The organism is Rhodococcus sp. IEGM 1318, assembly GCF_033142465.1.
In the GTDB taxonomy this organism is placed as follows: domain Bacteria; phylum Actinomycetota; class Actinomycetes; order Mycobacteriales; family Mycobacteriaceae; genus Rhodococcus_F; species Rhodococcus_F qingshengii_B.
Genome location: NZ_JAWLSC010000004.1, coordinates 20,971 through 45,473, shown reverse-complemented (window position 1 = coordinate 45,473; position 24,503 = coordinate 20,971). Strand labels below are relative to the sequence as shown.

Below are 24,503 nucleotides of genomic sequence, written 5' to 3'. Positions count from 1 at the left end.
TATGGCGGACGGTGAATTCGGCATTTGTGAGTCATGTCTCGAGCGAGCACAATTCCAAACACAACGATCGACGACGCTCGTGATGCCGACAATCCCGAAGACGGGGTCGGTGACTACAGATTTCATCGTCCGCCTGCCCCATCCAATCGATAGGTTCCGCGATGTCAGACAAGATATCCAACAGCACAACGAGTGACGGAAAGCCGTTGCCGGAGAAAGCTGCCCGTAGCCGAGTTGCCATGGCAACCCTGGCCGGCACAACTCTCGAATGGTACGACTTCTTCCTCTACGGCACGGCCGCCGCGCTGATCTTCAACAAGCAATTCTTTCCGAGCCTGAGCCCCACGGCCGGCACGCTGGCTGCCTTCAGCACCTTCGCCGTCGGATTCATCGCACGGCCGGTGGGCGGACTCGTGTTCGGGCACTTCGGCGACCGGATCGGGCGCAAGGCCACACTTGTGGTCTCCCTGGTGATGATGGGCGTCGGTTCCACACTCATCGGCCTCATCCCGAACTACGACTCCATCGGATTCTGGGCACCCGTCCTTCTGGTGGCCATGCGCGTCGTTCAGGGCATCGGTCTGGGCGGTGAAGGCGCCGGTGCGACGCTCATGTCGATGGAGCATGCACCGGCCGGGCAGAAGAATCTGTACGCAGGTTTCCCGCAGATGGGCACACCGGCCGGACTTGTTCTGGCCAACGGCATCTTCCTCACGACCAATGCCGTGATGTCGGACTCCGCGTTTGCCTCGTGGGGATGGCGAATCCCGTTCCTGCTCAGCTTCGTTCTGGTGGCGATCGGTCTGGTGATTCGCTTGCGCGTCACCGAGTCGCCGTCCTTCGCCGGGATCATGGAGAAGGGCGAAATAGTCCGGTTCCCGCTGCGTGAATCGCTCAAGGTCGGCTTCCCGCGTTTGTCGCTGACGCTGGCCGCGTGCCTGGCGAACTCCGCCGTGGCGTACGCCTTCATGGTGTTCACTCTGTCGTACGGAACCCAACATCTGGGCTACGACAAGCAGTTCCTCGTGCTCAGCGTGACTGCGGCGGCTGTCCTCTGGTTCCTCTCCATCCCGTTCTGGACCAAGATCGCCGACAAGTACGGGCGTCGACACATGTTCATCGGCGGATCAGCCGCAATCCTGTTGTGGTGCATCGTGTTCTTCCCGCTCCTCAACACCGAGAACAAAGTGATCGCTGTCATCGCGTTCTTGGGTATGGGTCTGATCGTGCCGGTCACCCATTGCGTTCAGGGCAGCATCATCGCCGACACGTTCCCGGCCAAGGTCCGCTACTCCGGTTCGTCTCTGATCCTCCAGAGTGGTGCGATTCTCGGCGGTGGCCTGGCGCCGATGATCGCCACTGCGCTGCTGGACGCCACAGGGTCGTCGGTGGGCGTCACCTGGTACCTCGCCTCGATATGCGCGATCAGCCTGGTCGGCGCCATCGCACTGTTCAAGCTTGTCCCCGATTCGTCGCGGGGCTTGGAGAACGAAGAGATTCGCGTCTCCGAAAACGCCTGAGTGCTGGATTGATCCGAATCGGCCCGTTCCCTGTGGAGGGAACGGGCCGATCCGCGTTTCACGGTCGCATGAGCTCGTCTGCAAAGGACTTCAGCGTCGCGATCAACGCCTGCGCGGACGGGCTCGACGTTCGAGTCGCCGACGAGGTGATGCCCACGCTGTGCCCGATCGGATCGAGAGTGATGGACAGGGTGGTCAAACGTGCGTCGTCGCGGGGGATGAGACTCGGTAGTACCGCGATCATGTCGGTCTCGACCAGCAGTTGACGCACGGTGAGGAAAGAGGTTGCCTCGACGCGATTTTCGGGCAACGGCAGGCCGTTGCGGGCGAAGAACTCCTCGAGTTCGCGGCGGAGCACTGTCTCGACACCGGGCAGAATCCAGGGGAAGCCGCGCAGTTCTTCGAGTTGGATGTCCTCGCGATGGGCGAGTGGATGATCCACGCGGGTGACGAGTTCGACCGACTCCGCGTAGAGGTTTCGCCTGATCGCGGCGTCGTCGGTAGGTGAGGTGAGTCGGCCGACGATCAGGTCGATCCGGCCCGCTTCCAGATCGGTGAGCAACTGCTCGGGTGTGCCTTCGCGAACGATGACGGTGAGCAGGGGGTGCTGGACCTTCAGTCGCGCGATGGCGCCCGGAAGCAGCACGTTGGATCCGGCGAGATGTGTTCCCACGATGACGGTTCCGCGATTGGCGTCGGCAAGCTCGACGACGTGCCGCCCCGCTTCGGTCAGTTGTGCGATCACGGCCCGAGCATGAGTGGTGAATGCCTCACCGAAAATGGTCGGGGTGATTCCGCGCGGGCCGCGGTCGAAGAGCGAAACACCGAGAATGGATTCGATGTCGTGCAGACTGCGGGTCGCGACAGGTTGCGTGATGTGGAGTGCGGCAGCGGCACCGACCACACTGCCCTGACGGCTCAATGCGTCGACGAGCAGGAGATGGCGGAGTTTGAGTCGCCCGTCGAGGAGCTTGGGCATGTCCATGGAGCAATCCTAGTCGGGATTTCTCCTGGTGGGTAGGCGCCCGAAGTTGCTCAGGAGAAGGTGATTCCGATCGGTTGGGCCGATGTGTACTTCTCCCACGATTCGCTGCTGTCCGGACTTCCCGTGTGCGCAAACGACGTCCAGTGCCTGCGCACGCGACGGCCCAGTGCGTCGATGCTCGGCCAGTCGCTGCTGCCCAGCATCGGCGCGCCCTGCCATGACTGCTCGGTTCCCAAGACGAAGGGAAGTTCGATGCAGTGGGTGGCTCCGAAGGCGTCGTCGGACGGTGTCCAGTCGAAGCGATACGTGTACACCGACGCACCAGCCTCGGTGAAGGCATCGGCCAGGTCGATCGCAGGTTCGGCAAACATGTTCTGTGTCAGTGCCTTTTCGGCGACACGTCCAAGATGCGGAGCGCCCACCACGCCGCGCAGGAACGCGGATCCCTCGTCGCGGGTGTAGCCCACGATGACGTCCGGCGCTGCCTCGAAAGTAAGGGTCACCGGTTCAAGCCCGGAAATCGGCGCAAATGGCGGTTGCACGACATTGGGGGACCGCCGGCTGAACTCGACAGCCGTGCCGCGGAATGCGTCGAGAATGTGGGAGAGCGGCGCGGTCCGAGGATCTCCGTCGAGCAGTCGGGCAAACGTCTCCCCGTTCTCGATCGCGGCAGCCTGCGTGAAGTTGAGGTCCGGTCGTGGGGTGCTCTGCAGAATTGCTCGATGGAACAGGGTTCGAGAGTTGTTACTGCTCAACAGGTTCACGATGGAATGAGCGCCGGCCGACTGGCCGAACACGGTGACCGAATCGGGGTTGCCGCCAAATCCCTCGATGTTCTCGCGCACCCACTCGAGCGCTGCGATCTGATCGTGGACTCCGAGATTGCCTTCACTGACCCCGTCGAGCAGGAGGTATCCGAGCACGCCGACGCGATAGTTGACCGACACCACGACGACGTCGCCCTCGGCTGACAAAGCGCCACCGTCGTACCAAGGGAGGGAGCCGCCTCCACTGGAGTAACCGCCACCGTGCAGCCACACCATCACCGGGCGATGACCGGTCAGCGACGGGGTTGTGACGGTGACGGTGAAGCTGTCCTCGCTCTGCTCCGGTTCGGGGAGTGGCGGTCCCATGATCCGTTCGAGACGTGAAGGTGGTTGGGGGAACACCGTTCCGAGAGCTGTGGCGTCGAAGCCGTCGGAGAACGGTTCCATTGGGCGCGGTTTCTCGAAACGCTCCGCGCGGGCGTAGGGGATCGCACCGAAGTAGTAGGAACCGTCACGCTTCAGGCCGCGGATCTTCCCCGAAGCTGTAGATGCGATCACCGTCTGAGACGAGGGCATGGGTTCCTTTCTTCTTGTGCATGCTTTTTCGAGCATGCCAGGTGGATGCTGCGGCACAAATGCCTTTGTGGTCGTGCGGTATGCGTTACGGCGTGAGTGCCTGTACCAGTCGATCTTCGAGTCGCGCCGTCACTCGGCTGTATACGGCACCGTCGTCCAGGGCCCGGGACATCACGATCGCCCCTTGGATCCCGGCCACGGCTTCTTCGGCGAGTCCGGTGGAATCTTCGGCACCGACGAGTGCCGCCTCGAGAGCCGTTGTCCATTCGTCGAAGTATGTTCGCACCCTGGCGCCGAAGCGGTTTCGCTCTTCACCGAGTGCAAATGCGCCGAACAGGCAAATGCGTTGCCCTGACCGAAAGTAGGCGGTCACGGTAGCGAACATGCTCTGGATGCGCTGCCTCGGTGGAACCGATTCTGCTCGAAGCGGTTCGAAGACTTCGATGCGAAACCATCCGTCGACCTCGTCGAGTACGGCCTCGGCCATCTCTTCCTTCCCGCGCGGAAAGAAGTTGTAGAGACTGCCTTTGCCTAAACCGGTGTGTTCGGTGATGACGGCCAGGCTTGCTCCGTCGAACCCGTAGGTTCGAAACACGTTCGCGAGAGCGGGAATCGTGTCCGAGCGTTCAGCTACCTGTCTGGCCATGGATTCATCCTTTCATCACAGACCCAACTCGCTCAGGCCCGGATGATCGTGCGGGCGTGGTCCGGTCGGATCCCAGAAGAACTTTCGCTCGGACTCCTCGATGGGAACGTCGTTGATGCTGGCATGACGGTGGTGCATGAGTCCGTCGGCGTCGAATTCCCAGTTCTCGTTGCCGTAGGAGCGGAACCACTGCCCGTCGTGATCGTGCCACTCGTACGCGAATCGCACTGCGATGCGGTCGTCGCTGTGTGCCCACAACTCTTTGATCAACCGGTAGTCCAGTTCGCGGGTCCACTTCTCGGTCAGAAGTTCGACGATCTCGGATCGGCCGGTGACGAACGTCGACCGATTACGCCACCAACTGTCCGGCGTGTAGGCCAGCGACACCTTGTGCGGGTCGCGTGAGTTCCATCCGTCCTCGGCGAGGCGGACCTTCTGGACGGCAGTTTCGTGAGTGAAGGGCGGAATCGGTGCTCGGACGGTCATTGCGGGGCCTCTCGATCAGATATGTACCTATCGGTACAGACTTTACCGATAGGTACAAGAAGAGTCCAGTGAACGACTTCGGCCGCCCCCACCGAAGCGGGAGCGGCCGAAAGAGTCGAACAGGAAGAAACTAGCGCGCGCGACGAGCGAGACGCTCGGAATCCGAGATCAGGACGCTCTTGCCTTCGAGGCGAAGCCATCCGCGGTGTGCGAAATCGGCGAGCGCCTTGTTGACGGTCTCGCGGGAAGCGCCGACGAGCTGGGCGATCTCTTCCTGCGTGAGGTCGTGAGTGACGCGCAGGGCGCCACCTTCCTGAGTGCCGAAGCGCTGCGCGAGCTGCAGGAGCGCCTTGGCGACACGGCCGGGAACGTCCGTGAAGATCAGGTCGGCCAGGGTGTTGTTGGTACGACGCAGACGGCGGGCGAGAACGCGCAGAAGCTGCTCGGCGATCTCGGGGCGCTGCTGGATCCATGCCTTGAGAGCGTCGCGGTCCATGCTCACGGCGCGAACCTCGGTGACGGTCGTAGCCGTCGAGGTGCGGGGGCCGGGGTCGAAGATGGACAGTTCGCCGAACATGTCGGACGGGCCCATGATCGTCAGCAGGTTCTCGCGACCGTCGGGTGAGCGTCGACCGATCTTCACCTTGCCGGACACGATGATGTACAGGCGGTCACCGGGTTCACCTTCGTTGAAGATGACATGTCCACGGGGGAAGTCGACGGGCTGCAGCTGCTTTGTCAGCGCCGCTACCGCTGAGGGCTCGACTCCTTGGAAGATGCCGGCTCTTGCCAGGACGTCGTCCACGTGCGCTCCTTGTTGGGATTTGTTCGTTTGTGGTGTCATTTTTGCGCTATCTATCTTTGTACCCGCGCTGCGCACAAACCGTCGTACACAGGCTCAGCCCTCATGAGTGAGACACTATGTCCAATACAATCTGTGTTCAATGCAACAGGTACGGCATCGAAGTCTACGTCCCGTTAGCTCGCGACGAGTGATTGATGCCACGTAAGAGCCGAAAATTCTTCCGGAATCCGCTGCGGTGACTACTTTGTATGGCCGTCAACTTGCCCGTTGTGTCCGGATTTCGCCCAGGCTGGCGCTCTCGGGAGCCTCCGACTGACGGCCCTTACGCTTCCGGTGGAAGCGGGCGAACGCATGGGGAAACCCATCGCTTGCCAGGCGGGCGACGTCGTCGTGACTTGCCTGGTCGAGGAAGTCTTCTACTTCATGCTCTTGGACCGAGAGCCGACGCAATCGCCCTTCGACTCGTTCCATCGCCAGGGCAAAGAGCATAAGCAGTAGCGGAAAGAGAATTACTGCGAGTCCTTGCATAGGGGGAAGTAAACACGTCGAAGGTCTCAGAATCGACACGACGGAGTCTCCACTCATGTCGTATCCGTACAGTTGTCTGAGTGCAGACCACCCCGACAGGCAGTTCAGAGCAGCGGAAGAAACCGCGTTCGGGGGGTGCGCGGAAGGAAGAATCACACCTCGGATTGGTACGCCGGGCGCGTCGGATGAATCGTGAGCTCGCTGTGGCTTTCCCACACGTGTACTGCGAACTCGACTTCACCACTCCGTTGGAACTGGCAGTGGCGACAATCCTGTCGGCGCAATGCACCGACGTCCGCGTCAACATGGTCACGCCGGCACTCTTCGCCCGTTATCCCGACGCAAAGGCATACGCGGAAGCCGATCGGACCGAACTCGAGGAGTACATCCGCTCCACCGGCTTCTACCGGAACAAGACGACGTCGCTGATCGGACTCGGTCAGGCGCTACTCGAACGCCACGACGGGCAGGTCCCGAACAAGCTCGAAGATCTGGTGAAACTCCCAGGCATCGGACGCAAGACCGCGAACGTCGTGCTGGGCAATGCCTTCGACATTCCGGGAATCACCGTCGACACCCACTTCGGTCGGCTCGTGCGTCGGTGGAAGTGGACCGAGGAAGAAGATGCCGTCAAGGTGGAACACGCCGTCGGGGCACTGATCGAACGTAAGGAATGGACTCTGCTCTCGCATCGCGTGATCTTTCACGGCCGACGGGTCTGCCACGCGCGCAAGCCCGCATGCGGTGTGTGTGTTCTGGCCAAGGACTGCCCGTCGTACGGTCTCGGCCCGACCGACAAAACCGAGGCCGCGGCCCTGGTGAAAGGCCCCGAGACCGATCATCTGCTCGCCCTGGCAGGGTTGTGATCGCCGATGACAAGTGCCGGAAGATGGTCTCTCGCTGCGCTCGTGGTCGTCGCGGCTCTCGTCGTGGCGATCTGGCCGCGCGGAGGAGACGACACGACGCCCACCTCGACGGGCCCGTCCTCGTCCGCGTATCAGCCGCCGACGTTCACTCCGTCGTCGGAATCGCTCGATCAACTCCGTAGCCAGGCGGCTCTGGCTTCCTGCCCGACTCCGACCGGCGAAGCGCCTGCCGGCTCGGCTCTCGCCGGAATCACCCTCGACTGCGTCTCCGACGGAGCGCCCGTCGACCTTGCCGCAGCGGTGGGCGGAAAGCCGACTCTGCTCAACCTGTGGGCGTATTGGTGTGCGCCGTGCGCCGAAGAGCTTCCATACCTTCAGGAATTCGCGGAGCGCGCCGACGGCAGCATCAACGTTCTGACGGTGCATTCTGATCCGAATCAGGAGAACGCTTTGACGCGACTCATCGACTACTCGGTGCGTTTGCCCGGCGTCCAGGACGGTGACGGCAAGGTGCGGATCGCGGTGGGCGCACCGCCGGTGCTGCCGGTGTCGGTGCTCGTGCGCGCGGATGGAACGGTCGCCAAGGTCTTGCCCCAACCTTTCCGCAGTGCGGACGAAATCGCCGCCGCTGCGGCGCAATATCTGGGAGTCGTCATATGAGTACACCGGTTCCCGAGTGGTTGCGTGCTGTCGCCGGCACCCAACCCACCGATCCCCACAGGATCAACCCCGTCCTCGAGCGTCGTGCGCCGCGCGGCACCGTGACGCGTCCGGCCGCGGTGCTCGTGCTTTTCGGCGGGCCTCGCGAGGCCGATCCTCTGGCCGTCGGCGGATTGCCCGAGGGCGCAGACGTCTTGCTGACCCAGCGGGCGTCGACGATGCGTCAGCACAGCGGACAGGTCGCCTTCCCCGGCGGCGCAGCAGACCCGGGCGACGACGGTCCCATCGGCACTGCGCTGCGTGAAGCGCAGGAGGAGACCGGGCTCGATCCGAGCGGTGTTCAGCCGCTCACCGTGCTGCCGGAGATCTTCATCCCGCCGTCAGGTTTCGACGTGACTCCGGTGCTCGGCTACTGGGAGCAGCCGACGACGGTGGGCATTCAGGACGAGGGCGAGGTCGGACGGGTGGCCAGGGTGCCACTGCGCACGTTGCTCGACCCGGACAACCGGTTTCAGGTTCGCCATCCCCTCGGATATCAGGGCCCGGCGTTCCGCGCCGACGGCATGCTGGTCTGGGGGTTCACAGCAGGAATCCTCGCGGCGCTGTTCACGGTGTCCGGCTGGGAGATTCCATGGAACTACGAGGACGTGAGAGACCTGGACACAGCGCTGTCCGAGTTCGGTGAAGGTGTCGAGGATTCGGCGGTGCCGCGATGACAGGTTCTCGTTGGGTGGACATCGCCATCGTTCTGGTCGCCCTCATCGCCGCCACGTCCGGATGGCGTCAGGGCGCGGTGGCGTCGGCGTTGGCGTTCGTCGGCGTGATCCTCGGCGCCGTCGCCGGAATTCTGTTGGCGCCACACCTGCTCGTGCACGTCACCGAAGGCAAACTTCGCATCCTCGCGGGCATCTCGCTGATCGTGGTGTTGGTCATCATCGGCGAGGTCGCCGGCATGGTCCTCGGACGCGCAGCGCGCAGCGGAATGCACAGTCCGACGGCGAGATCCGTCGACAGCGTCATCGGTGCGGGTCTACAGGCGGTGGCCGTCGTGGTCGCGGCATGGTTGCTCGCGATTCCGCTCACTTCTTCGTCGCAGCCGAATATCGCCGCAGCTGTTCGTGGTTCGGATGTACTCGCCAGTGTGGACGAAGTGGCGCCGCAGTGGCTGCGCCGCATCCCGACCGAGTTTTCGGCGTTGCTCGACACCTCCGGCCTGCCGGACGTCATCGGCCCGTTCGGGCGCACACCCATCACCGAGGTCGAAGCACCCGACGCGAGCGTTCTGGCCAGTCCGTTGGCGGCGCAGTTGCGTCCGAGTGTTCTACGCATCAACGGCGTCGCACCGAGTTGCCAGCGCGCGCTCGAGGGATCCGGATTCATCGTCGCCCCCGAACGCGTCATGACCAACGCCCACGTGGTGGCCGGAACCGAGAGCATCACGGTGGACACCATGGAGGGCGCACTGCCCGCACAGGTGGTTCTCTTCGACTCCGCTGTCGACATCGCGATTCTGGCGGTTCCCGGATTGGACGCGCCGGTGCTGCCGTTCGCTCCGGAGCAGGCTCGGACCGGTGACAACGCGTTGGTGCTCGGTTACCCCGGCGGTGGTCCGTACACGGCCAGCGCAGCCCGCGTTCGTGAGGTCCTGAACCTGAACGGGCCGGACATCTACAAGGCCGGAACCACCCAGCGCGAGGTCTACACCGTTCGCGGATCCATCCGGCAGGGCAACTCGGGTGGACCGATGGTCGACGATCAGGGACGGGTCCTCGGCGTCGTGTTCGGCGCTGCCGTCGACGACAGCGACACCGGATTCGTCCTCACCGCGCAGGAAGTCTCGCGTCAGTTGAACGCGGCCGCGTCGGCCTCGACGCCCGTGCCGACCGGCGCGTGCATTCTGTAGCGGTCAGGAAGGCTCGTCGGTCAGGAAGTGCAGGAGCGTGCTGTTGACGCGCTCCGGGGCTTCCTGATGTGCGTAATGGCCGACGCCTGCGATGGTGTGGAGTTTCTCGGTGGGAGCCCAGTGCCTGTCGCGACGCACGGTGCGCGTCAGGACGTACGGGTCCAGTTCGCCGTGGATCTGGAGGGTCGGGATGCGAAGCACCTGATCCATCAACTTCATGAAGCGACGCCCTTCGGGGCGGAGCTGGCTGCGGAATGCCCAGCGTTGGTACTCCAACGTGGAATGCGCGACACCCGGGATCCGGATCGCGGATCGCATCTTGCTCATGACGTCCGCGAACTCGGGTTGCTGCGGCCAGGTGGGGCCGGACCTCGAACGAACGAGGCGCTCCACCTCGGCGCCCTTTGCGGCCGTCAGCCGTCGCTCCGGGCGAAGCGGTACCTGGTAGGCCAGGAACGAGGGCAACAGTGCCCGCCGCTGATAGGGGTCGCGGACGACGGCTTGCTTGAGCGCCATCGGGTGTGGTGACGAGATAAGCGCGATCGACCGCACCAGGCGTGGATGCAGGAGGGCGGTCGCCCAGCACACCAGCCCTCCGTCGGCATGACCGATCAGCGTGGCCTTGCCGTAACCCATCGCACGAATGAGGCCGGCTACGTCACCGGCGAGCGTCCAACCGTCGTAGCCGCGAGGGGGCTTGTCGGAATCGCCGTACCCACGAAGATCCATCGCGACAACGCGGAAGCCCTGCTCGGACAGCGCTGTCAGCTGATGGCGCCAGGACCACCAGAAATCGGCGAATCCGTGCAACAGGACCACCAACGGAGCATCCGGCTCCGCGTCGCCTACCTCGACGACGTGAAACCGGATGCCGTTGGCGTGAATGTCCCGGTGAATCCAGGGGCCGTCGAACCTGACGGTGGATGGATCTGGGGCTGCCACTTTCGATCAGACTCGCTACCGGCGCGCGTTGAAATCGACGGACGGCTTTGCGTCGTCATGGCTGCCGGGGATGACGTTCCTGGCCTGCTTGAGCGATTCGATCGTCTTCTCCGGAGCCCGCAGCTTGCGCACGCGCAGATAACCGAGCAGCGCCAGGATCGCGGTGGTCACCACCATGATCAGGAAGACGATGAGGAACGCCAGCCAGCGCGGCACCCAGGTGTCGAGCATCTCGGCCAGGAAGAAAAAGAAGAAGAACGAGCTGAACAGCAGAACTGTGAAGGCCAGGATGAAGAAGACACTGCCCTGCAGGCCCTTCTTGACCTCGCCCGTGACCTCGGCCTTGGCGAGTTCAACCTCGGCGCGCACGAGGGTGGAGACCTGTGCAGTCGCATCCTTGACGAGGGCCCCGATGGTGGCCTCGCCCGGCGTGCGGGCGTCCACATCGGTGAGAGGGATGGAAGAGACCGTGTTCGGTACTCCATCTCCGGTGAAGCGCTGGCTCTCTCCGTTGGTCAAGCTCACTTGTCGACCTCTCCAGGTAGTTCTCTCGCGTCCGTGGCAATGGCGGTGGAAGCGTCGTCTCGAGCCGCATGCACCCGTCCACGTCGCCACAGCAGCGCTGATCCGATCAGCGATGCCACCAACGATGTCACGAGAACTGCGGCCTTCGCTATCTCGGCCTCGCTGCCATCGCCGACCCCGTCCAATGCGAGGTCTGCTACAAGCAGGCTAACGGTGAACCCGATGCCACCGAGAACTGAGAGGGCAAACATGTCTCTCAATTCCAGTGTCTTGGGTTTGGTTGCTATCCCCAATTTGATCGCGAGCAGGGAAATCCCGAAGATTCCGACGGTTTTGCCGACCAGAAGACCGACGACAACCGATTGCCCCACTGGGTCGGTGAAAATGTCGCCGAGTACCGCGGCGTTGATCGGAACACCGGAGGCGAACAGTGCGAAGACGGGGACGCAGAATCCTGCGGAGTACGGCTGAATGCGGTGCTCGAGACGGCTGCCCGGCGCGTACTCCTCGTCCGGATCACGCCTGACCCGGGTGAGTAAGCCGAGCGCGACGCCGGCGAGTGTGGCGTGTATCCCCGCTTCGTGCATCGCGTACCAGGTCAATAGTGCCAGCGGGACGTAGAGGAACGGCGTCGTGATGCGTTTGTGTTGGGCGTAGGCGTAGGCAGCCAGGGCTGCGGCCGCGGTCAGCAGCCACAACATCGCGAGGGAACCGGTGAACAGTACGGCGATGAGGATGATCGCGAGCAGATCGTCGACGACGGCCAGGCTGAGCAGGAAAACTCGGGCGCTCGCTGGGATCTTCGAGCCGGTGAGCGCGAGCACGCCGAGGGCAAAAGCGATGTCCGTCGCGACGGGAATAGCCCAGCCCTTGTCCATGCCGGGCGTGCCGAAGCCGATGGATGCCGCGATGATCGCGGGGACCAGGACGCCGCCGCACGCCGCGATGATCGGCAGCATCGCGGCTTTACGGTCCGCGAGCTCGCCGACCACCAGTTCGCGTTTGAGTTCGAGGCCGGCGACGAAGAAGAAGACGGCAAGCAGTCCGTCTTGCGCCCACGTGCCCAGGCTGAGGTCGAGATGGAGTACGGAGGGGCCGATCTGGAAGTCGCGTAGTGCGATGTAGCTCTCACCGAAAGGTGAGTTCACCCAGATCAGAGCGACGGCGGCGGCGATCAGGAGGATCGATCCGCCCACCGTTTCGGTGCGGAGATAGCGGGACAGTTCGGAACGCAGGGTGGAGATCACGCGTGGGGACGACCTTTGTTCGTGCAACCGAATTCGGATGCAACAGACATGAACGTGATCGACGTTGTGACGCATCGAATGCACGTGCCGACCAGACTTCCCGGCTCACCTTTACGGAATTTTATCGCGGATTGCCCGCTGAGCCGAATTCGCGGAGTCGGATTTGCGCAGGAAAAGCCCGCGGGTGTTCAATTCCTACCGATTGGGACAGCATCCCACCAATTGGACATCGTTCGTATATCGGCGCAGGAGCATTCTTTGAGCACGTCAGTCAGTGAGAACCCACCCAAGCCCGAGGACGGTGGCGCAGATACCGTCGCCGGAGTGCCACGCAGCCGAATCGTGGTTGCCAGCATGGTGGGTACGTCCATCGAGTTCTACGACTTCTACATCTATGCAACCGCGGCAGTATCGGTGTTCCCGCACCTGTTCTTTCCGAAGGGCAACGACACCACCGCGCTTCTCGCGTCGTTGGCGACGTTCGGACTCGCGTTTGTCGCCCGCCCCCTCGGCTCGATCCTTTTCGGACACTTCGGGGACCGCGTCGGACGCAAGGCAACCCTGGTCGGCTCGCTGCTGACGATGGGCATCGCGACCTTCCTCATCGGTCTGCTGCCCACCTATCACCAGATCGGTCTGCTGGCCCCGGCGTTGTTGGCGCTCATGCGCTTCTGTCAGGGCCTCGGACTCGGCGGTGAATGGTCGGGTGCTGCTCTACTCGCGACCGAGACCGCCAAGGAAGGCAAGCGGGCCTGGGCGGCGATGTGGCCGCAACTCGGTGCCCCCATCGGCTTCTTCATGGCCAACGGCCTGTTCCTGATCATCACGCTGTTCATGAACCACGACAATTCCAGCCCGGACCTCGAGGGCGCGTTCCTGAGCTGGGGTTGGCGAATTCCGTTCCTGCTCAGCGCAATCATGGTGATGATCGGCTTGTACGTACGGCTCAAGCTCGAGGAAACCCCGGTGTTCGCGCGCGCAGTCGAGCGCGGCGAGAAGGTCAAGACCCCGGTCGCCGAGGTGTTCAAGACCAGCTGGCGCCAGCTGATCATCGGTACGTTCGTGATGCTCGCGACGTACACGCTCTTCTACATCATGACCACCTGGGTGCTCAGTCACGGAACCGGCAAGACGGCGGCCGACGGTGGAACCGGTGCCGGCTTCAAGTACACCGATTTCCTTGTCCTGCAGCTGATCGCAGTCGTGTTCTTCGCTGCCGCCGTGCCGGTCTCGGGTTGGCTCGCCGACCGTTACGGGCGCCGGATCACGCTGCTGATCATCACCGGCCTGATCATGGTGTTCGGCTTGACCTTCGGCGTCTTCCTCGAACCGGACGGAATGAACGACGGACGCATGTTGGCGTTCCTCATCGTGGGCATGCTGCTCATGGGCCTGACCTTCGGTCCGATGAGTGCCGTTCTCCCGGAACTCTTCCCGACCAACGTCCGCTACACGGGCTCGGGAATTGCGTACAACACCGCCAGCATTCTGGGCGCTGCGGTGGCGCCGTTCATCGCCGTCTACCTTGCGAAGAACTACGGCGTCGGCTGGGTCGGCATCTACCTCCTCGTGGCGGCGACACTGACTTTTGTTGCGCTGCTGGTCATGCGTGAGACAAAGGGTGAGTCGCTGGATAATGTAGGGGCATGACCCTGCTGTGCGCCTTTATTGACCCCCGGCGGTTAATAAAGGCGCACAGCAGTTGTCAGGGCTGAGCAGGTAGGACGTGCTCGCCGGTCTTGTCGGTGCTCAATGTCAAGGAACTGATGTACTGCTTCTCGCCGTTCGGGCCGGGAACGTTCGACGCGAGCATGTCGGGACGCTCGAACTCGACTCCGCTGACGCAGCACAAAAGCGTTTCGCCGGAGGGGTTTCCGTACTCGTCGAACATCGGTAGATCGATGCCGTCGTCAGTGCGTCGTAGGTAGTACTTGCCCTTGGTGGCGACGGCCAGGACCGGCGGCATCACCAGTGCGATGACGATCGCGACGATCGGGGAGAACGGCTTGATCGCCGAACCGAAAGCGCCGAAGAACACCAGGATCGACACTCCCGCAGCCAGCAGCATCGACACGAAGCCGACGGGGTTGACGTCGTAGAGCATCCCGCGTCGGAACTCGGGGACCTTCGGGGAGAGCTTCAACCAGTACTTGTTGATCGCGATGTCAGAGGCGACAACCACGACCCAGGCGATACCGCAGTTGGCGTAGAAGCCCAGGATCGTGTTGAGGAAGTCGAACATGTTGGCTTCCATCAAGATCAGTGCGATCGCCAGGTTGACCAGTACGAAGATCATGCGTCCCGGGTAGGTCTTGGTGACGCGGGTGTACGAGTTGGTCCAGGCCAGTGAGCCGGAGTACGCGTTGGTGACGTTGATCTTGATCTGGCTGATGACGACGAGGATCACGGCCAGCGTCATGGCCAGCCAGTGCGGCATCATGTCCTGGTAGATCTCGAGGAACTGGTGCACGGGCTGGTTGGCGATCGAGGATCCGTCGACGACGTTCGCGATGATGTACACGGCGAGGAACAGTCCGACGATCTGCTTGAACGCGCCGAAGATGACCCAGCCGGGCCCGGCGAGAATTACTGCAGCCCACCAACGACGGGTGTTCTCCGGTGTCTTGGGCGGCATGAAGCGCAAGTAATCGATCTGCTCGGCGATCTGCGCGATCAGCGACAGGCAGACACCCGCGGCCAACATCACCGAACCGAAGTTGACGCCCTTGCCGTTTGCGCCGTCCTCACCGCCGAATGCGAAGAACGCGCTCACCGAATCAGGGTGCTTGAACAGCAGATACAGGAACGGCAGCACCATCATGACGAGCCACAAAGGCGTCGTCCACACTTGGAGCTTTGCCAGAGCCTTCATGCCGTAGATGACCAGTGGAATGACCATCAGGGTCGAGACCGCGTAGCCGATCGAGAGCGGGATCCCGAGCCCCAGTTTCAAACCCTGGGCCATGATGGAACCCTCGAGCGCGAAGAAGATGAAAGTGAACGTCGCAAAGATGACGTTGGTGACCACCGAACCGTAGTAGCCGAAACCGCTTCCGCGCGTGATCAAATCGAGGTCGATGTTGTATCGCGCGGCATAGTAGGCGAGTGGGAAGCCGGTGGCCATGATGACGACGGCAAACACGGCGATGCCCAGCAGTGCGTTACCGGTGCCGTACGAGATGCCGATGTTGGCGCCGATCGAGAAGTCTGCGAGATACGCGATTCCGCCGAGCGCGGAGGTCGCGACCACGCCGGTTCCCCATTTGCGGTAACTGCGTGGCGCAAATCGGAGGGTGTAGTCCTCCAGAGTCTCCTTGAGTGCGGCGTTCTCACCGAGTTCTGCCCTGTCCGGCGCGCCGGCGGACACCTGCTCGTTCACTGCTGTCATGACGTCACTTCCCCTGGGTGCCTGTGCATGTGCACTTTGTGGTGCAGGCACCCAACCTAGGGAGGTGGCGTTACGCGGACATGTTTGAAATGTGTCGCCCACGTTGCGGATTCGATCCGCAACGTGAGCGAGCACTCATGGGACTTTCTTTACCTGTATCTGATCACCACCTGCCCGCGCTTGCAAGGCGAGTGGCTGCGTCCCGACCGGCCGAAGGTCGAGAACGGCGGCGGCCACCGGGTCGGCCAAGACGTTTCGGATGGTCCGGCGTAGGCCACGTGCTCCGTACACCGGGTCGAACCCGCGACGTTGCAACAGGGCGACGGCGCTGTCGTCTACCTCCACGTCGACGCCTCTCCTAGCCAGCCGAGCTGTGATCAGTCCGATTTCGAGCCGAGTGACCTGCTCCGCCGTCCGTTCGTCGAACTCGTCGAGGATCACGGTTTCGTCGATGCGGTTGAAGAACTCGGGGTCGAAGAACTTCTCCAACGCGCGCTGCACCAGATGATGACCGTGGCGTGGTCGATCGATGCGGACGCGATCGGCGATCTGTCGTAGGCGGGACCGTCGACGTTCCGCCACCGCAGCCGAACCGAGATTCGACGTCAGGAACACGTAGCTGTTGCGAAACGAGATCTTCTGCTGACCGTTCGCCAACCGGAGCTCGCCGTTGTCGAGGACCTGCAGGAGCGCGCGCAGCACGGTGGGGTCGGCCTTCTCCACTTCGTCGAACAGGACGATTCCGGGGGTGTACGGATCGCCCTCGACAGTGTTCTTGTCGAACAGTGTGAAGGACTCCTTGCTTCCGGCATATCCAGGCGGAGCCCCGGAAAACGATGCCGCATAGTGCTCTTGTGCTAGAGCATTCATGTCGATGCGGCACAGATCGTCGGGCCCTGACCGTAGTTCCGCGGCCACCCGCCGCACCAGCTCCGTCTTGCCGACGCCGGTGGGGCCGACCAGAAGGATGTTGGCGAGCGGACGCGTCGGATCCGTGGCACCGACATGCGCGATCGAAATTGCACGAACCACAGCGTCGACGGCGGCCTGTTGTCCGACGATCTTGGAACTGAGGGCCTTCGAGAGCTTGTGGGCGTCGAAGGCTCCTACCGGTGCGGGTTCGGTTGGTTCCTCGGCCGGTGGTGGTGCAGCTGCATTGTTCCGGTCATGGAGCATGTCGGTGATATACGGCACGGCAGGAATCCTTACGCTTCGATTGTCTTCTCGACCGGCAGGTTTCCGACGCGGCAATCCGCTACACCCACTGTGTCTCGGGTGATGGCCTCGACGCGTTCCTGAGCCTTCTGGGCGTCGGTGACCCACAGCTTGTAGAACTCGAACGGGCAGTCCGCGACGCCCTTGTCTCCGTCACCTGCTGCATGGACGCCGGAGTAGCCGCGGTGGAGGAGCTTGAAGATGTGGTTCTGGGATTGATCGTTCTCGCGCGCATCACGAATGGCCGAGACGGACAGCTGCGCGTACTGGATTCCGTATTCTTCCTCGCCGGTTTCGCCCAGCGTCCGACCGTCGAATCCGATGATCGCCGAGTGTCCGAAGTAGGAGTAGACGCCGTCGAATCCGGCCGCATTGGCAACTGCCACATAACAATTGTTGGCCCAGGCCATCGCCTTGGACATCATCACCTGCTGGTCCTTGGCGGGGTACATGTATCCCTGGCAGCGGACGATCAGTTCTGCGCCCTTCATTGCGCAGTCGCGCCAGATCTCCGGATAGTTGCCGTCGTCGCAGATGATCAGCGAAATCTTCAGCCCCTTGGGGCCCTCGGAAACGTAGGTGGTGTCACCGGGGTACCACCCTTCGATGGGGCACCAGGGCAGGATCTTTCGGTACTTCTGAACAATCTCGCCCTTGTTGTCGATGAGGATCAACGTGTTGTACGGCGGCTTGTTCGGGTGATCTTCGTGCTGTTCGCCGGTGATGGAGAAGATTCCCCACGTGTCGGCTTCGCGGCATGCGGCGGAGAAGATCGCGGTCTCGTCACCGGGGATGGTGGCCGCTGTCGCGTACATCTCCTCTTCGTCGTACATGATTCCCTGCGTGGAGTATTCGGGGAAGACCACGAGATCCATTCCGGGGAGACCGGTCTTCATGCCGATCATCATGTCGGCGATCTTGCGCGCGTTCTCGAGGACGCCGGCGCGATCGTGCAGGCGGGGCATTTTGTAATTGACCACTGCTACGCCGACTGTGTCGTTGCTCGAGGAGATGTCACCGTGTCGCATTGTCTTTCACTCCTTGGTTGTGTGGATCAGTTGAAGACTGGACGGGATTGGGGTACTGCGGCTTTGGGGGCGGCGAGGATCTTGGCCAGACCCAGGAGAATCAGAAGTGCTCCGGCCCAGCCGGCCGCGACGGCAGGCGTGGTGTGGAAGTTGTCGGTCAGCATCAGGAAGGCGGGAACCGTGCAGGTGGGCTGGCTCAGAAGGACTGCGGCCCAACCGGTGAAGCGGCCGAGATTTTCCCGGCCCAAGCCGAGCACCAGGAAGAACAGCGTCCAGAGTGCTGCCCACGCGAGCCAGATGACGCCGAATACCGGGTCGTTGCTCACCGTGAACGAGAGGAAGGAATACACGAGTGCGGCGCATGCGACGAACAGCGAGAACCACCCGATTCCTTCCGGCTCGAAGCCGGCGAGATTGCTGATGCCCACGTAGAGGTAGGTGAATCCGAATAGGTAGAGCCCCGAGGCCGCCAGGACGGCGCTCGAATCTCCCTGTGCCTGAATCAACATGACGGTGGGGACGACGCACTGAAGAGCGCCGACGAAGAGGTTGAGGACCGAGGCGGATCGAACGGGAACTGTGCCGAGCAGCATCAGTCCGTTGACGAAGAGGACGGCTCCCACGTAAAGCAAGCCAACACTGCCCATCGGGCACCTCCGGTTACTTTCGGGACGGGTTACTTTCAAATGAAATGATTCCAAATGAAACTAAGTGATGCGCGCCACAGAAGTCAAGAGGTGAATCTCAGGGAAAGATTTCAGAGGGTGGCGATGATCGAGAAGTCGAGTCCGTCGGCGACGGCAAGCTGAATCTTCTGCCGTGCAACACGATTGCGAAACTCGACGGTTCCGCGAGGTCCGTCGTACGCGGCGCCTTCGACGACGGCGTCCAGATCGTGCGGTTGTGTGCTGTCGGCGCGTCGAACCAGGGCTGAAAGGGTATGTATCCCTTCGTAACACGACTCGGCAGCATTGTTCAGTGCTGGGGCGTGCGCGCCATGCAGTGCAACGTAGCGTCCCAGCAGGTCCATGGAGTTGCCGTCGACCATCGACCGGAAGTATGCGGCGGAGGCAAACAGGTTTCGGGTTGCCCTAGGCCCGCTCGCGAGCAGCATGTTCTCTTCCATCAACGGGCTGAACCGGATCATCGATTCGTCGAGCCCGCGGCGGGCGAAGGCACGGTTGAAGTCGACGGCGTCCTGCCCGACGAGGAGCATGATCACGCCGTCGCAACTGGAGTTCGAGACGGTCTCGACCAACTGTTTCATGTTGCCGCGCCCCAGGTCGACAAACGAACCACCGACCAGGGTGAGATCGAGTTCGGCCGCGAACTGTCGGACGGCCCCGAGTGAGCTGTGGGGCCAGATGTAGTCGTCGCCCACGACAAACCACTTACGCGCTCCGACGTTGTCACGCAGCCACTTCAGAGCCGGCGCGATCTGCTGCCGTGGTGTCTCGCCCGAGCAGTAGATACCTGGTCTGACCTCGCCACCTTCGTAGAGCGAGGTGTACGAATACGGGATGCGGTCGGCGACCACTGGTGCAACCGCGTGTCGGACCGAGGAGATGTGCCAGCCGCTGACGGCGTCGATGTCGCCGGCGTCGAGTAGTTGTTGCACGCGGGCGGCGACGGCGCTCGGCGTCGCGCCGCCGTCGATCACTTCGATCTGGACTTCGCGTCCCAGCACGCCACCGGAGTTGTTGAGGTCGCGGGCGGCCAATTCGCTGATTGCTTCGCACGATGGACCGAACAGTCCGGCCGGTCCCTGGAGGGGAACCACCATGCCCAGGCGCCACACCGCGCTGCGCGCGCGTTCGAGCGCGCCGGTAGCGTTCATGCGTCGCCGCCGGAATCGGGAGTCAGCGGCCTGGCCTGGGTTACTATCATTTCATTTGAAAGTATTGCCCGAGAAGTGTGAACTACGCAACAGCGGGGGAGCGATCAGTGGGAAAAAGTGACTCCGGAATTCTCGATGCGTCGCTGACGACCGCGCTGGTCCGAGCAGCACGAATTGCCGCAGCAGCGGCGGAGAAGACGCTGGCGGCAGAGAATCTCACTCTCGATCACTGGATGACGCTCGAAGCCTTGGCGTCGACCGAGGGCTTGACTATGGCTGAGCTGCGCGATCGAACGGGAACACCGTCTCCGACGCTGACGCGAGTCGCGGACAAGCTGGTCTCGCTTGCGCTCATCTATCGCGAAGTCGGTGAGGACGACCGCCGGAAGGTGCGCGTGTTTCTCTCCTCGCGCGGAAAGTCCTTGCACAAGCGGGTTGCAGCAGATATTCGCGTGGCCGAGGAGTCCTGGCTGACGTCGAAAGAGGAATTGAAGCTGCGAGAGGGGCTACGCCCCTGTGCGCCTTTTTGGTAGTGGGGACTACCAAAAAGGCGCACGGGGGCCGAAGGCCCTATCTGCCGCGGATTGCGTCGAATACCTTGGGGTCGACCAGGGTCGAGGTGTCTCCGAGGTCGCGGCCTTCGGCGACGTCGCGCAGGAGGCGGCGCATGATCTTGCCGGACCGGGTCTTCGGCAGTTCCGGCACGATCGTGATCTGACGAGGTTTGGCGATGGGGCTGATGTCGGTGGAGACCTGAGCCTTGAGTTCGGCGATGAGGACGTCGCCGGTGTTCTCGACGCCTTCACGGAGGATGACGAACGCGACGATGCCCTGTCCGGTGGTCTCGTCGGCGGCACCGACGACGGCGGCTTCTGCGACTCCGTGATGGTTCACCAGTGCTGATTCCACTTCGGAGGTGGAGATGCGGTGCCCGGAGACGTTCATGACGTCGTCGACGCGGCCGAGGACCCAGAGTGCGCCGTCGTCGTCGTACTTGGCGCCGTCACCGGCGAAGTACCAGCCTTCTTCGGCGTAGCGTGACCAGTAGGTGTCGCGGTAGCGGTCCATATCGCCCCAGATGCCGCGCAGCATCGCCGGCCACGGCTCGTCGAGGACGAGGTAGCCGTTGCCGCCGGGGCCGAGGGGCTTGGCGTCGTCGTCGACGATCTTGGCGGAGATGCCGGGCAGTGGTGCCATGGCGGATCCGGGTTTGGTGGCGGTGATACCGGGGAGTGGCGAGATCATGATCGCGCCGGTCTCGGTCTGCCACCAGGTGTCGACGATGGGGGCTTTGTTGCCGCCGATGACCTCTCGGAACCAGCGCCACGCTTCGGGGTTGATGGGCTCGCCCACAGAGCCGAGGAGGCGGATCGAGGACAGGTCGTGGGCGTCGGGGATCTCGCGGCCCCACTTCATGAACGTGCGCACGAGGGTGGGTGCGGTGTAGTAGATGGAGACGCCGTACTTCTCGATGATGTCGAAGTGGCGGTGCTCGTTCGGGGAGTTGGGGGTGCCTTCGTAGACGACCTGGGTGACGCCGTTCGAGAGGGGTCCGTAGACGATGTAGGAGTGTCCGGTGACCCAGCCGATGTCTGCGGTGCACCAGTAGACGTCTTGTCCGGCTTTGTGATCGAAGACGTTGTGGTGGGTGTAGGAGGCTTGGGTGAGGTAGCCGCCGGAGGTGTGGATGATGCCCTTGGGCTTTCCGGTGGTGCCGGAGGTGTAGAGGATGAACAGGGGATGTTCGGCGTCGAAGGCCTGCGCTTCGTGTTCGGGTGAGGCCTGTGCGACGGTTTCGTGCCACCACAGGTCGCGGCCGTCGGTCCAGTCGACGTCGATGCCGGTCCGGTTGACCACCAACACGTTCTGCACCGATTCGGCGCCGGCGACGGATTCGTCGACCGCGGTCTTGATGGGTGCTGCGGCGCCGCGTCGCCACTGACCGTCGACGGTGACGACGAGTTTGGCTTGGGCGTCGTCGATGCGTGAGCGTAGGGCGGTGGCGGAGAATCCGGCGAAGACGACCGAGTGGGTCAGGCCGAGGCGGGCGCAGGCGAGCATGGTGACGATCGCTTCGGGGATCATCGGCATGTAGATCGCGACGCGGTCACCGGCGACGAGGCCGAGGTCGGTGAAAGTGTTTGCGGCGCGACTGACTTCGGCGAGGAGGTCGTTGTAGGTCAGATCGCGGGAATCGCCTGGTTCGCCTTCGAATGCGATGGCGACGCGGTCGCCGTTGCCGGCGAGGACGTGGCGGTCGACGCAGTTGTAGGCGACGTTGAGTTTTCCGCCGACGAACCACTTGGCGACGGGGGCGTCGGTCCAGTCGAGGACGTCGGTCCATTTTTCGTGCCAGTGAAGGCGCTCAGCTTGATTCGCCCAGAAAGCGAGGCGGTCGGTATCTGCGGCAGCCTGCAACTCCGGTCCCGCGTTGGCGGCCGCAGCGAACTCTGCGCTCGGCGGATATGCCTGGGGGACGTCTGTTTCGGCTGCGCTTGTCATGGCTGACGGCCTTCTTTCCACTTTGATCGACACTTTACTGACTCCGTGTGAGGGTAGTCACAAGCTCGCGCAAACGCACCGTTGCATCACGTTGCAACCCGTTGTCCTGCGACGATCGGTCGAATTGATGCGACGGGTGGTCGCTTCCGCCGACGAATGAATGTGTGCGAATTCAATTACCCCCAATTTTCCAACAATGGGTGCGGTGCGCGCTTCGAGCTCGATGTGTCTATTGTCAAACCATTATTCGACCGCAACTCGAAGTCACGTTCACTTTCAGTTGTAGGCGACACGACGCCGGCAGTTACGGCTGTCGGCAGGCCGCGAGCATGCTCGGGGTCACTTAGATGTGGAAGGAATTCCTTTGCGTATCTCACGCATAGCGACCGGCGCGGTCGCGCTCGGAATGACGGCAGTGCTGATCACGGCATGTTCGTCCGGCGATTCGTCGGGCGGATCGTCCAGTGGCGTCGTCAACGCCTGGGCGGGCGAGCCTCAGAACCCGTTGATCCCCACGAACACGAGCGAGAACATGGGCGGCCGCGTCCTCGACTCGCTGTTCTCCGGTCTCGTTTCGTACACCGCCGACGGCGGTACGGAGAACGAGGTTGCCGAGTCCATCGAGAGCACCGACGGTCAGAACTTCACCGTCAAGCTCAAGGACGGCTGGACCTTCACGGACGGCACCCCCGTCACCGCGAAGTCCTTCGTCGACGCCTGGAACTACGGCGCCCTCTCCACCAATGCTCAGCTTCAGGCTTCGTTCTTCGACCCGATCAAGGGCTACGACGAAGTTGCCGCCGAGGTACCGACGGCACAGACCATGTCGGGTCTGAAGGTCGTGGACGACTCCACCTTCACCATCGAACTCAAGCAGCCCGAGTCGGCGTTCCCCGATCGCCTCGGCTTCACGGCGTACTACCCGCTGCCGGAGGTCGCGTTCAAGGACATGGCCGCATTCGGTGAGAACCCGATCGGCAACGGCCCGTACAAGCTCGACGGAACCGGCGCGTGGCAGCACAACGTCCGCATCGACACCGTCGTGAACCCGGACTACAACGGCAACCGCAAGCCGAAGAACGCCGGCGTCGATTTCATCATGTACAACAGCCTCGACACGGCCTACACCGATCTCCTGGCCAACAACGTCGACGTTCTCGACCAGGTTCCGCCGAGCGCCGTCACGACCTTCGAGTCGGATCTGCCCGGACGCACCGTCAACCAGCCGTCGGCAACCATCGAGACGTTCACGATCCCGGGTCGCCTGCCGCACTTCAGCGGCGAAGAGGGCATGCTCCGCCGTCAGGCGATCTCGATGGCGATCAACCGCGATCAGATCACCCAGCAGATCTTCAACAAGACCAGGACGCCTGCACTCGACTTCACCAGCCCCGCAATCAAGGGCTGGAACGACTCGCTGACCGGCAACAGCAACCTGAAGTTCGATCCCGAGGCAGCCAAGGCCGCTTGGGCGAAGGCCGACGCGATCGCTCCGTGGACCGGCAGCTTCGAGATCGCTTACAACTCGGACGGCGGACACCAGGAATGGGTCGACGCCACGGCGAACAGCATCCGCAACACCCTCGGCATCGACGCGAAGGGCAAGCAGTACGCCACCTTCGCTCAGATCCGCACCGAAGCCACCAACCGCACCATCCAGAGCTCCTTCCGCTCCGGCTGGCAGGGTGACTACCCGCAGCAGTACGGCTTCCTGGCGCAGAACTACCAGACCGGCGGCAGCTCCAACGACGGTGAGTACTCCAACCCCGAGTTCGACCGCCTCCTGCGCGAATCGGCCGGCCAGACCGATCAGGCCAAGGCTCAGGAACTGCTCGATCAGGCTCAGGAAGTCCTGCTCAAGGACCTGCCCGCAGTTCCGACGTGGTACCGCAACGCTGCCAGTGGATGGTCGGAGAACGTCTCCAACGTGACCATCAGCTGGAACGGTGTTCCGGTCTACGAAGACATCGAAAAGAACTGACGCGTAGAACGATCCGCATCTGAAACATGAGTTCGGGACGGCAGGCGCCCTGCCTGCCGTCCCGAACTCGTGTTCACACCGGACTGTCCGCTGACG

General features: G+C 62.8%; 23 protein-coding genes. 8 read left to right on the top strand and 15 right to left on the bottom strand.

Features of this window, described 5'->3' with window-relative positions; all coding sequences use genetic code 11:
• The first annotated feature begins 161 nt into the window (after positions 1 to 161).
• A complete protein-coding gene (locus tag R4P65_RS11080) occupies positions 162 to 1,520 on the top strand; it encodes an MFS transporter (protein WP_317826519.1) in 1,359 nt (452 codons plus the stop codon).
• Positions 1,521 to 1,578: 58 nt separating this feature from the next.
• On the opposite strand, the gene R4P65_RS11075 is transcribed toward R4P65_RS11080, so the two are convergent.
• The 6 genes from R4P65_RS11075 to R4P65_RS11050 form a co-directional block, all read right to left on the bottom strand.
• Positions 1,579 to 2,505: a LysR substrate-binding domain-containing protein gene (locus R4P65_RS11075; RefSeq protein WP_317826518.1), complete on the bottom strand. Its 927-nt coding sequence runs from the start codon at positions 2,503 to 2,505 to the stop codon at positions 1,579 to 1,581.
• Between the two features lie 50 nt (positions 2,506 to 2,555).
• Positions 2,556 to 3,848: a carboxylesterase family protein gene (locus R4P65_RS11070; protein ID WP_317826517.1), complete on the bottom strand. Its 1,293-nt coding sequence runs from the start codon at positions 3,846 to 3,848 to the stop codon at positions 2,556 to 2,558.
• 85 nt (positions 3,849 to 3,933) lie between these two features.
• The gene (locus R4P65_RS11065; protein ID WP_317826515.1) at positions 3,934 to 4,494 is read right to left on the bottom strand and encodes a TetR/AcrR family transcriptional regulator; all 561 of its coding nucleotides are present in this window, start codon (positions 4,492 to 4,494) and stop codon (positions 3,934 to 3,936) included.
• A 15-nt stretch (positions 4,495 to 4,509) separates the two neighbouring features.
• Positions 4,510 to 4,980, bottom strand: a complete 471-nt coding sequence (locus tag R4P65_RS11060) for a DUF1348 family protein (RefSeq protein WP_007732407.1) — start codon at positions 4,978 to 4,980, stop codon at positions 4,510 to 4,512.
• A 130-nt stretch (positions 4,981 to 5,110) separates the two neighbouring features.
• On the bottom strand, positions 5,111 to 5,785 hold the full coding sequence (locus tag R4P65_RS11055; protein ID WP_003943506.1) for a Crp/Fnr family transcriptional regulator: 675 nt from the start codon (positions 5,783 to 5,785) through the stop codon (positions 5,111 to 5,113).
• Between the two features lie 255 nt (positions 5,786 to 6,040).
• On the bottom strand, positions 6,041 to 6,313 hold the full coding sequence (locus tag R4P65_RS11050) for a hypothetical protein (RefSeq protein WP_019746620.1): 273 nt from the start codon (positions 6,311 to 6,313) through the stop codon (positions 6,041 to 6,043).
• An 80-nt stretch (positions 6,314 to 6,393) separates the two neighbouring features.
• On the opposite strand from R4P65_RS11050, the gene nth reads away from it, so the two are divergent.
• From nth to R4P65_RS11030, 4 genes are read left to right on the top strand one after another with little or no spacing between them, the layout of a single operon-like run.
• Positions 6,394 to 7,179: an endonuclease III gene (nth, locus tag R4P65_RS11045; protein WP_003943471.1), complete on the top strand. Its 786-nt coding sequence runs from the start codon at positions 6,394 to 6,396 to the stop codon at positions 7,177 to 7,179.
• A 6-nt stretch (positions 7,180 to 7,185) separates the two neighbouring features.
• Positions 7,186 to 7,839, top strand: a complete 654-nt coding sequence (locus tag R4P65_RS11040; RefSeq protein ID WP_317826513.1) for a TlpA disulfide reductase family protein — start codon at positions 7,186 to 7,188, stop codon at positions 7,837 to 7,839.
• Positions 7,836 to 8,555 carry a CoA pyrophosphatase gene (locus R4P65_RS11035; RefSeq protein WP_317826512.1) on the top strand — a complete coding sequence of 240 codons (720 nt, stop codon included), beginning with the start codon at positions 7,836 to 7,838 and terminating at the stop codon, positions 8,553 to 8,555. The genes R4P65_RS11040 and R4P65_RS11035 overlap by 4 nt, the downstream gene beginning before the upstream one ends.
• Positions 8,552 to 9,742 (top strand): MarP family serine protease, encoded by a 1,191-nt coding sequence (locus R4P65_RS11030; RefSeq protein WP_003946095.1) that lies wholly within the window; start codon positions 8,552 to 8,554, stop codon positions 9,740 to 9,742. Before R4P65_RS11035 ends, R4P65_RS11030 begins: the two co-directional genes overlap by 4 nt.
• Before the next feature lie 3 nt (positions 9,743 to 9,745).
• Here R4P65_RS11030 and R4P65_RS11025 read toward each other — a convergent pair whose 3' ends face one another.
• The 3 genes from R4P65_RS11025 to nhaA are packed head-to-tail and all read right to left on the bottom strand — an operon-like array spanning position 9,746 to position 12,540.
• Complete coding sequence (locus R4P65_RS11025) at positions 9,746 to 10,684, bottom strand: alpha/beta fold hydrolase (RefSeq protein ID WP_230816513.1); 939 nt, start codon at positions 10,682 to 10,684, stop codon at positions 9,746 to 9,748.
• Positions 10,685 to 10,699: 15 nt separating this feature from the next.
• Positions 10,700 to 11,209 (bottom strand): phage holin family protein, encoded by a 510-nt coding sequence (locus R4P65_RS11020; protein ID WP_230816512.1) that lies wholly within the window; start codon positions 11,207 to 11,209, stop codon positions 10,700 to 10,702.
• Positions 11,206 to 12,540 carry a Na+/H+ antiporter NhaA gene (nhaA, locus tag R4P65_RS11015; RefSeq protein WP_374228086.1) on the bottom strand — a complete coding sequence of 445 codons (1,335 nt, stop codon included), beginning with the start codon at positions 12,538 to 12,540 and terminating at the stop codon, positions 11,206 to 11,208. The genes R4P65_RS11020 and nhaA overlap by 4 nt, the downstream gene beginning before the upstream one ends.
• Positions 12,541 to 12,714: 174 nt before the next feature.
• Between nhaA and R4P65_RS11010 the strand changes: the two genes are divergently transcribed.
• Positions 12,715 to 14,106 (top strand): MFS transporter, encoded by a 1,392-nt coding sequence (locus tag R4P65_RS11010; protein ID WP_317826511.1) that lies wholly within the window; start codon positions 12,715 to 12,717, stop codon positions 14,104 to 14,106.
• 55 nt (positions 14,107 to 14,161) lie between these two features.
• Here the strand turns inward: R4P65_RS11010 and R4P65_RS11005 are convergent, their stop codons facing one another.
• The 5 genes from R4P65_RS11005 to R4P65_RS10985 all read right to left on the bottom strand — a co-directional run bounded on the left by R4P65_RS11005 (position 14,162) and on the right by R4P65_RS10985 (position 19,924).
• Complete coding sequence (locus R4P65_RS11005) at positions 14,162 to 15,844, bottom strand: hypothetical protein (RefSeq protein ID WP_317826510.1); 1,683 nt, start codon at positions 15,842 to 15,844, stop codon at positions 14,162 to 14,164.
• A gap of 135 nt (positions 15,845 to 15,979) precedes the next feature.
• Positions 15,980 to 17,038: an AAA family ATPase gene (locus R4P65_RS11000; protein WP_317826508.1), complete on the bottom strand. Its 1,059-nt coding sequence runs from the start codon at positions 17,036 to 17,038 to the stop codon at positions 15,980 to 15,982.
• 11 nt (positions 17,039 to 17,049) lie between these two features.
• Positions 17,050 to 18,087, bottom strand: a complete 1,038-nt coding sequence (locus tag R4P65_RS10995) for an aliphatic amidase (RefSeq protein WP_230816507.1) — start codon at positions 18,085 to 18,087, stop codon at positions 17,050 to 17,052.
• 26 nt (positions 18,088 to 18,113) lie between these two features.
• The gene (locus R4P65_RS10990) at positions 18,114 to 18,734 is read right to left on the bottom strand and encodes an AmiS/UreI family transporter (RefSeq protein ID WP_230816506.1); all 621 of its coding nucleotides are present in this window, start codon (positions 18,732 to 18,734) and stop codon (positions 18,114 to 18,116) included.
• A gap of 110 nt (positions 18,735 to 18,844) precedes the next feature.
• A complete protein-coding gene (locus R4P65_RS10985; protein ID WP_317826507.1) occupies positions 18,845 to 19,924 on the bottom strand; it encodes a substrate-binding domain-containing protein in 1,080 nt (359 codons plus the stop codon).
• A gap of 107 nt (positions 19,925 to 20,031) precedes the next feature.
• Here R4P65_RS10985 and R4P65_RS10980 point away from each other — a divergent pair, with 107 nt between their 5' ends.
• Positions 20,032 to 20,457 carry a MarR family transcriptional regulator gene (locus R4P65_RS10980; protein ID WP_317826505.1) on the top strand — a complete coding sequence of 142 codons (426 nt, stop codon included), beginning with the start codon at positions 20,032 to 20,034 and terminating at the stop codon, positions 20,455 to 20,457.
• Between the two features lie 37 nt (positions 20,458 to 20,494).
• Here the strand turns inward: R4P65_RS10980 and acs are convergent, their stop codons facing one another.
• Positions 20,495 to 22,426, bottom strand: coding sequence for an acetate--CoA ligase (acs, locus tag R4P65_RS10975; protein ID WP_317826504.1), 1,932 nt, complete (start codon positions 22,424 to 22,426; stop codon positions 20,495 to 20,497).
• 364 nt (positions 22,427 to 22,790) lie between these two features.
• Here acs and R4P65_RS10970 point away from each other — a divergent pair, with 364 nt between their 5' ends.
• Positions 22,791 to 24,407: an ABC transporter substrate-binding protein gene (locus tag R4P65_RS10970; RefSeq protein WP_230816502.1), complete on the top strand. Its 1,617-nt coding sequence runs from the start codon at positions 22,791 to 22,793 to the stop codon at positions 24,405 to 24,407.
• Positions 24,408 to 24,503 lie beyond the last annotated feature (96 nt).

Coding starts and splice junctions, on each gene's coding strand:
- R4P65_RS11050 (WP_019746620.1), bottom strand. CDS start 6,313: ATGCAAGGACTCGCAGTAATTCTCTTTCCGCTACTGCTTATGCTCTTT.
- R4P65_RS11080 (WP_317826519.1), top strand. CDS start 162: ATGTCAGACAAGATATCCAACAGCACAACGAGTGACGGAAAGCCGTTG.
- R4P65_RS11035 (WP_317826512.1), top strand. CDS start 7,836: ATGAGTACACCGGTTCCCGAGTGGTTGCGTGCTGTCGCCGGCACCCAA.
- R4P65_RS11040 (WP_317826513.1), top strand. CDS start 7,186: ATGACAAGTGCCGGAAGATGGTCTCTCGCTGCGCTCGTGGTCGTCGCG.
- acs (WP_317826504.1), bottom strand. CDS start 22,426: ATGACAAGCGCAGCCGAAACAGACGTCCCCCAGGCATATCCGCCGAGC.
- R4P65_RS10990 (WP_230816506.1), bottom strand. CDS start 18,734: ATGGGCAGTGTTGGCTTGCTTTACGTGGGAGCCGTCCTCTTCGTCAAC.
- R4P65_RS11070 (WP_317826517.1), bottom strand. CDS start 3,848: ATGCCCTCGTCTCAGACGGTGATCGCATCTACAGCTTCGGGGAAGATC.
- R4P65_RS11030 (WP_003946095.1), top strand. CDS start 8,552: ATGACAGGTTCTCGTTGGGTGGACATCGCCATCGTTCTGGTCGCCCTC.
- R4P65_RS10995 (WP_230816507.1), bottom strand. CDS start 18,087: ATGCGACACGGTGACATCTCCTCGAGCAACGACACAGTCGGCGTAGCA.
- R4P65_RS11065 (WP_317826515.1), bottom strand. CDS start 4,494: ATGGCCAGACAGGTAGCTGAACGCTCGGACACGATTCCCGCTCTCGCG.
- R4P65_RS11005 (WP_317826510.1), bottom strand. CDS start 15,844: ATGACAGCAGTGAACGAGCAGGTGTCCGCCGGCGCGCCGGACAGGGCA.
- R4P65_RS11060 (WP_007732407.1), bottom strand. CDS start 4,980: ATGACCGTCCGAGCACCGATTCCGCCCTTCACTCACGAAACTGCCGTC.
- R4P65_RS11075 (WP_317826518.1), bottom strand. CDS start 2,505: ATGGACATGCCCAAGCTCCTCGACGGGCGACTCAAACTCCGCCATCTC.
- R4P65_RS10985 (WP_317826507.1), bottom strand. CDS start 19,924: ATGAACGCTACCGGCGCGCTCGAACGCGCGCGCAGCGCGGTGTGGCGC.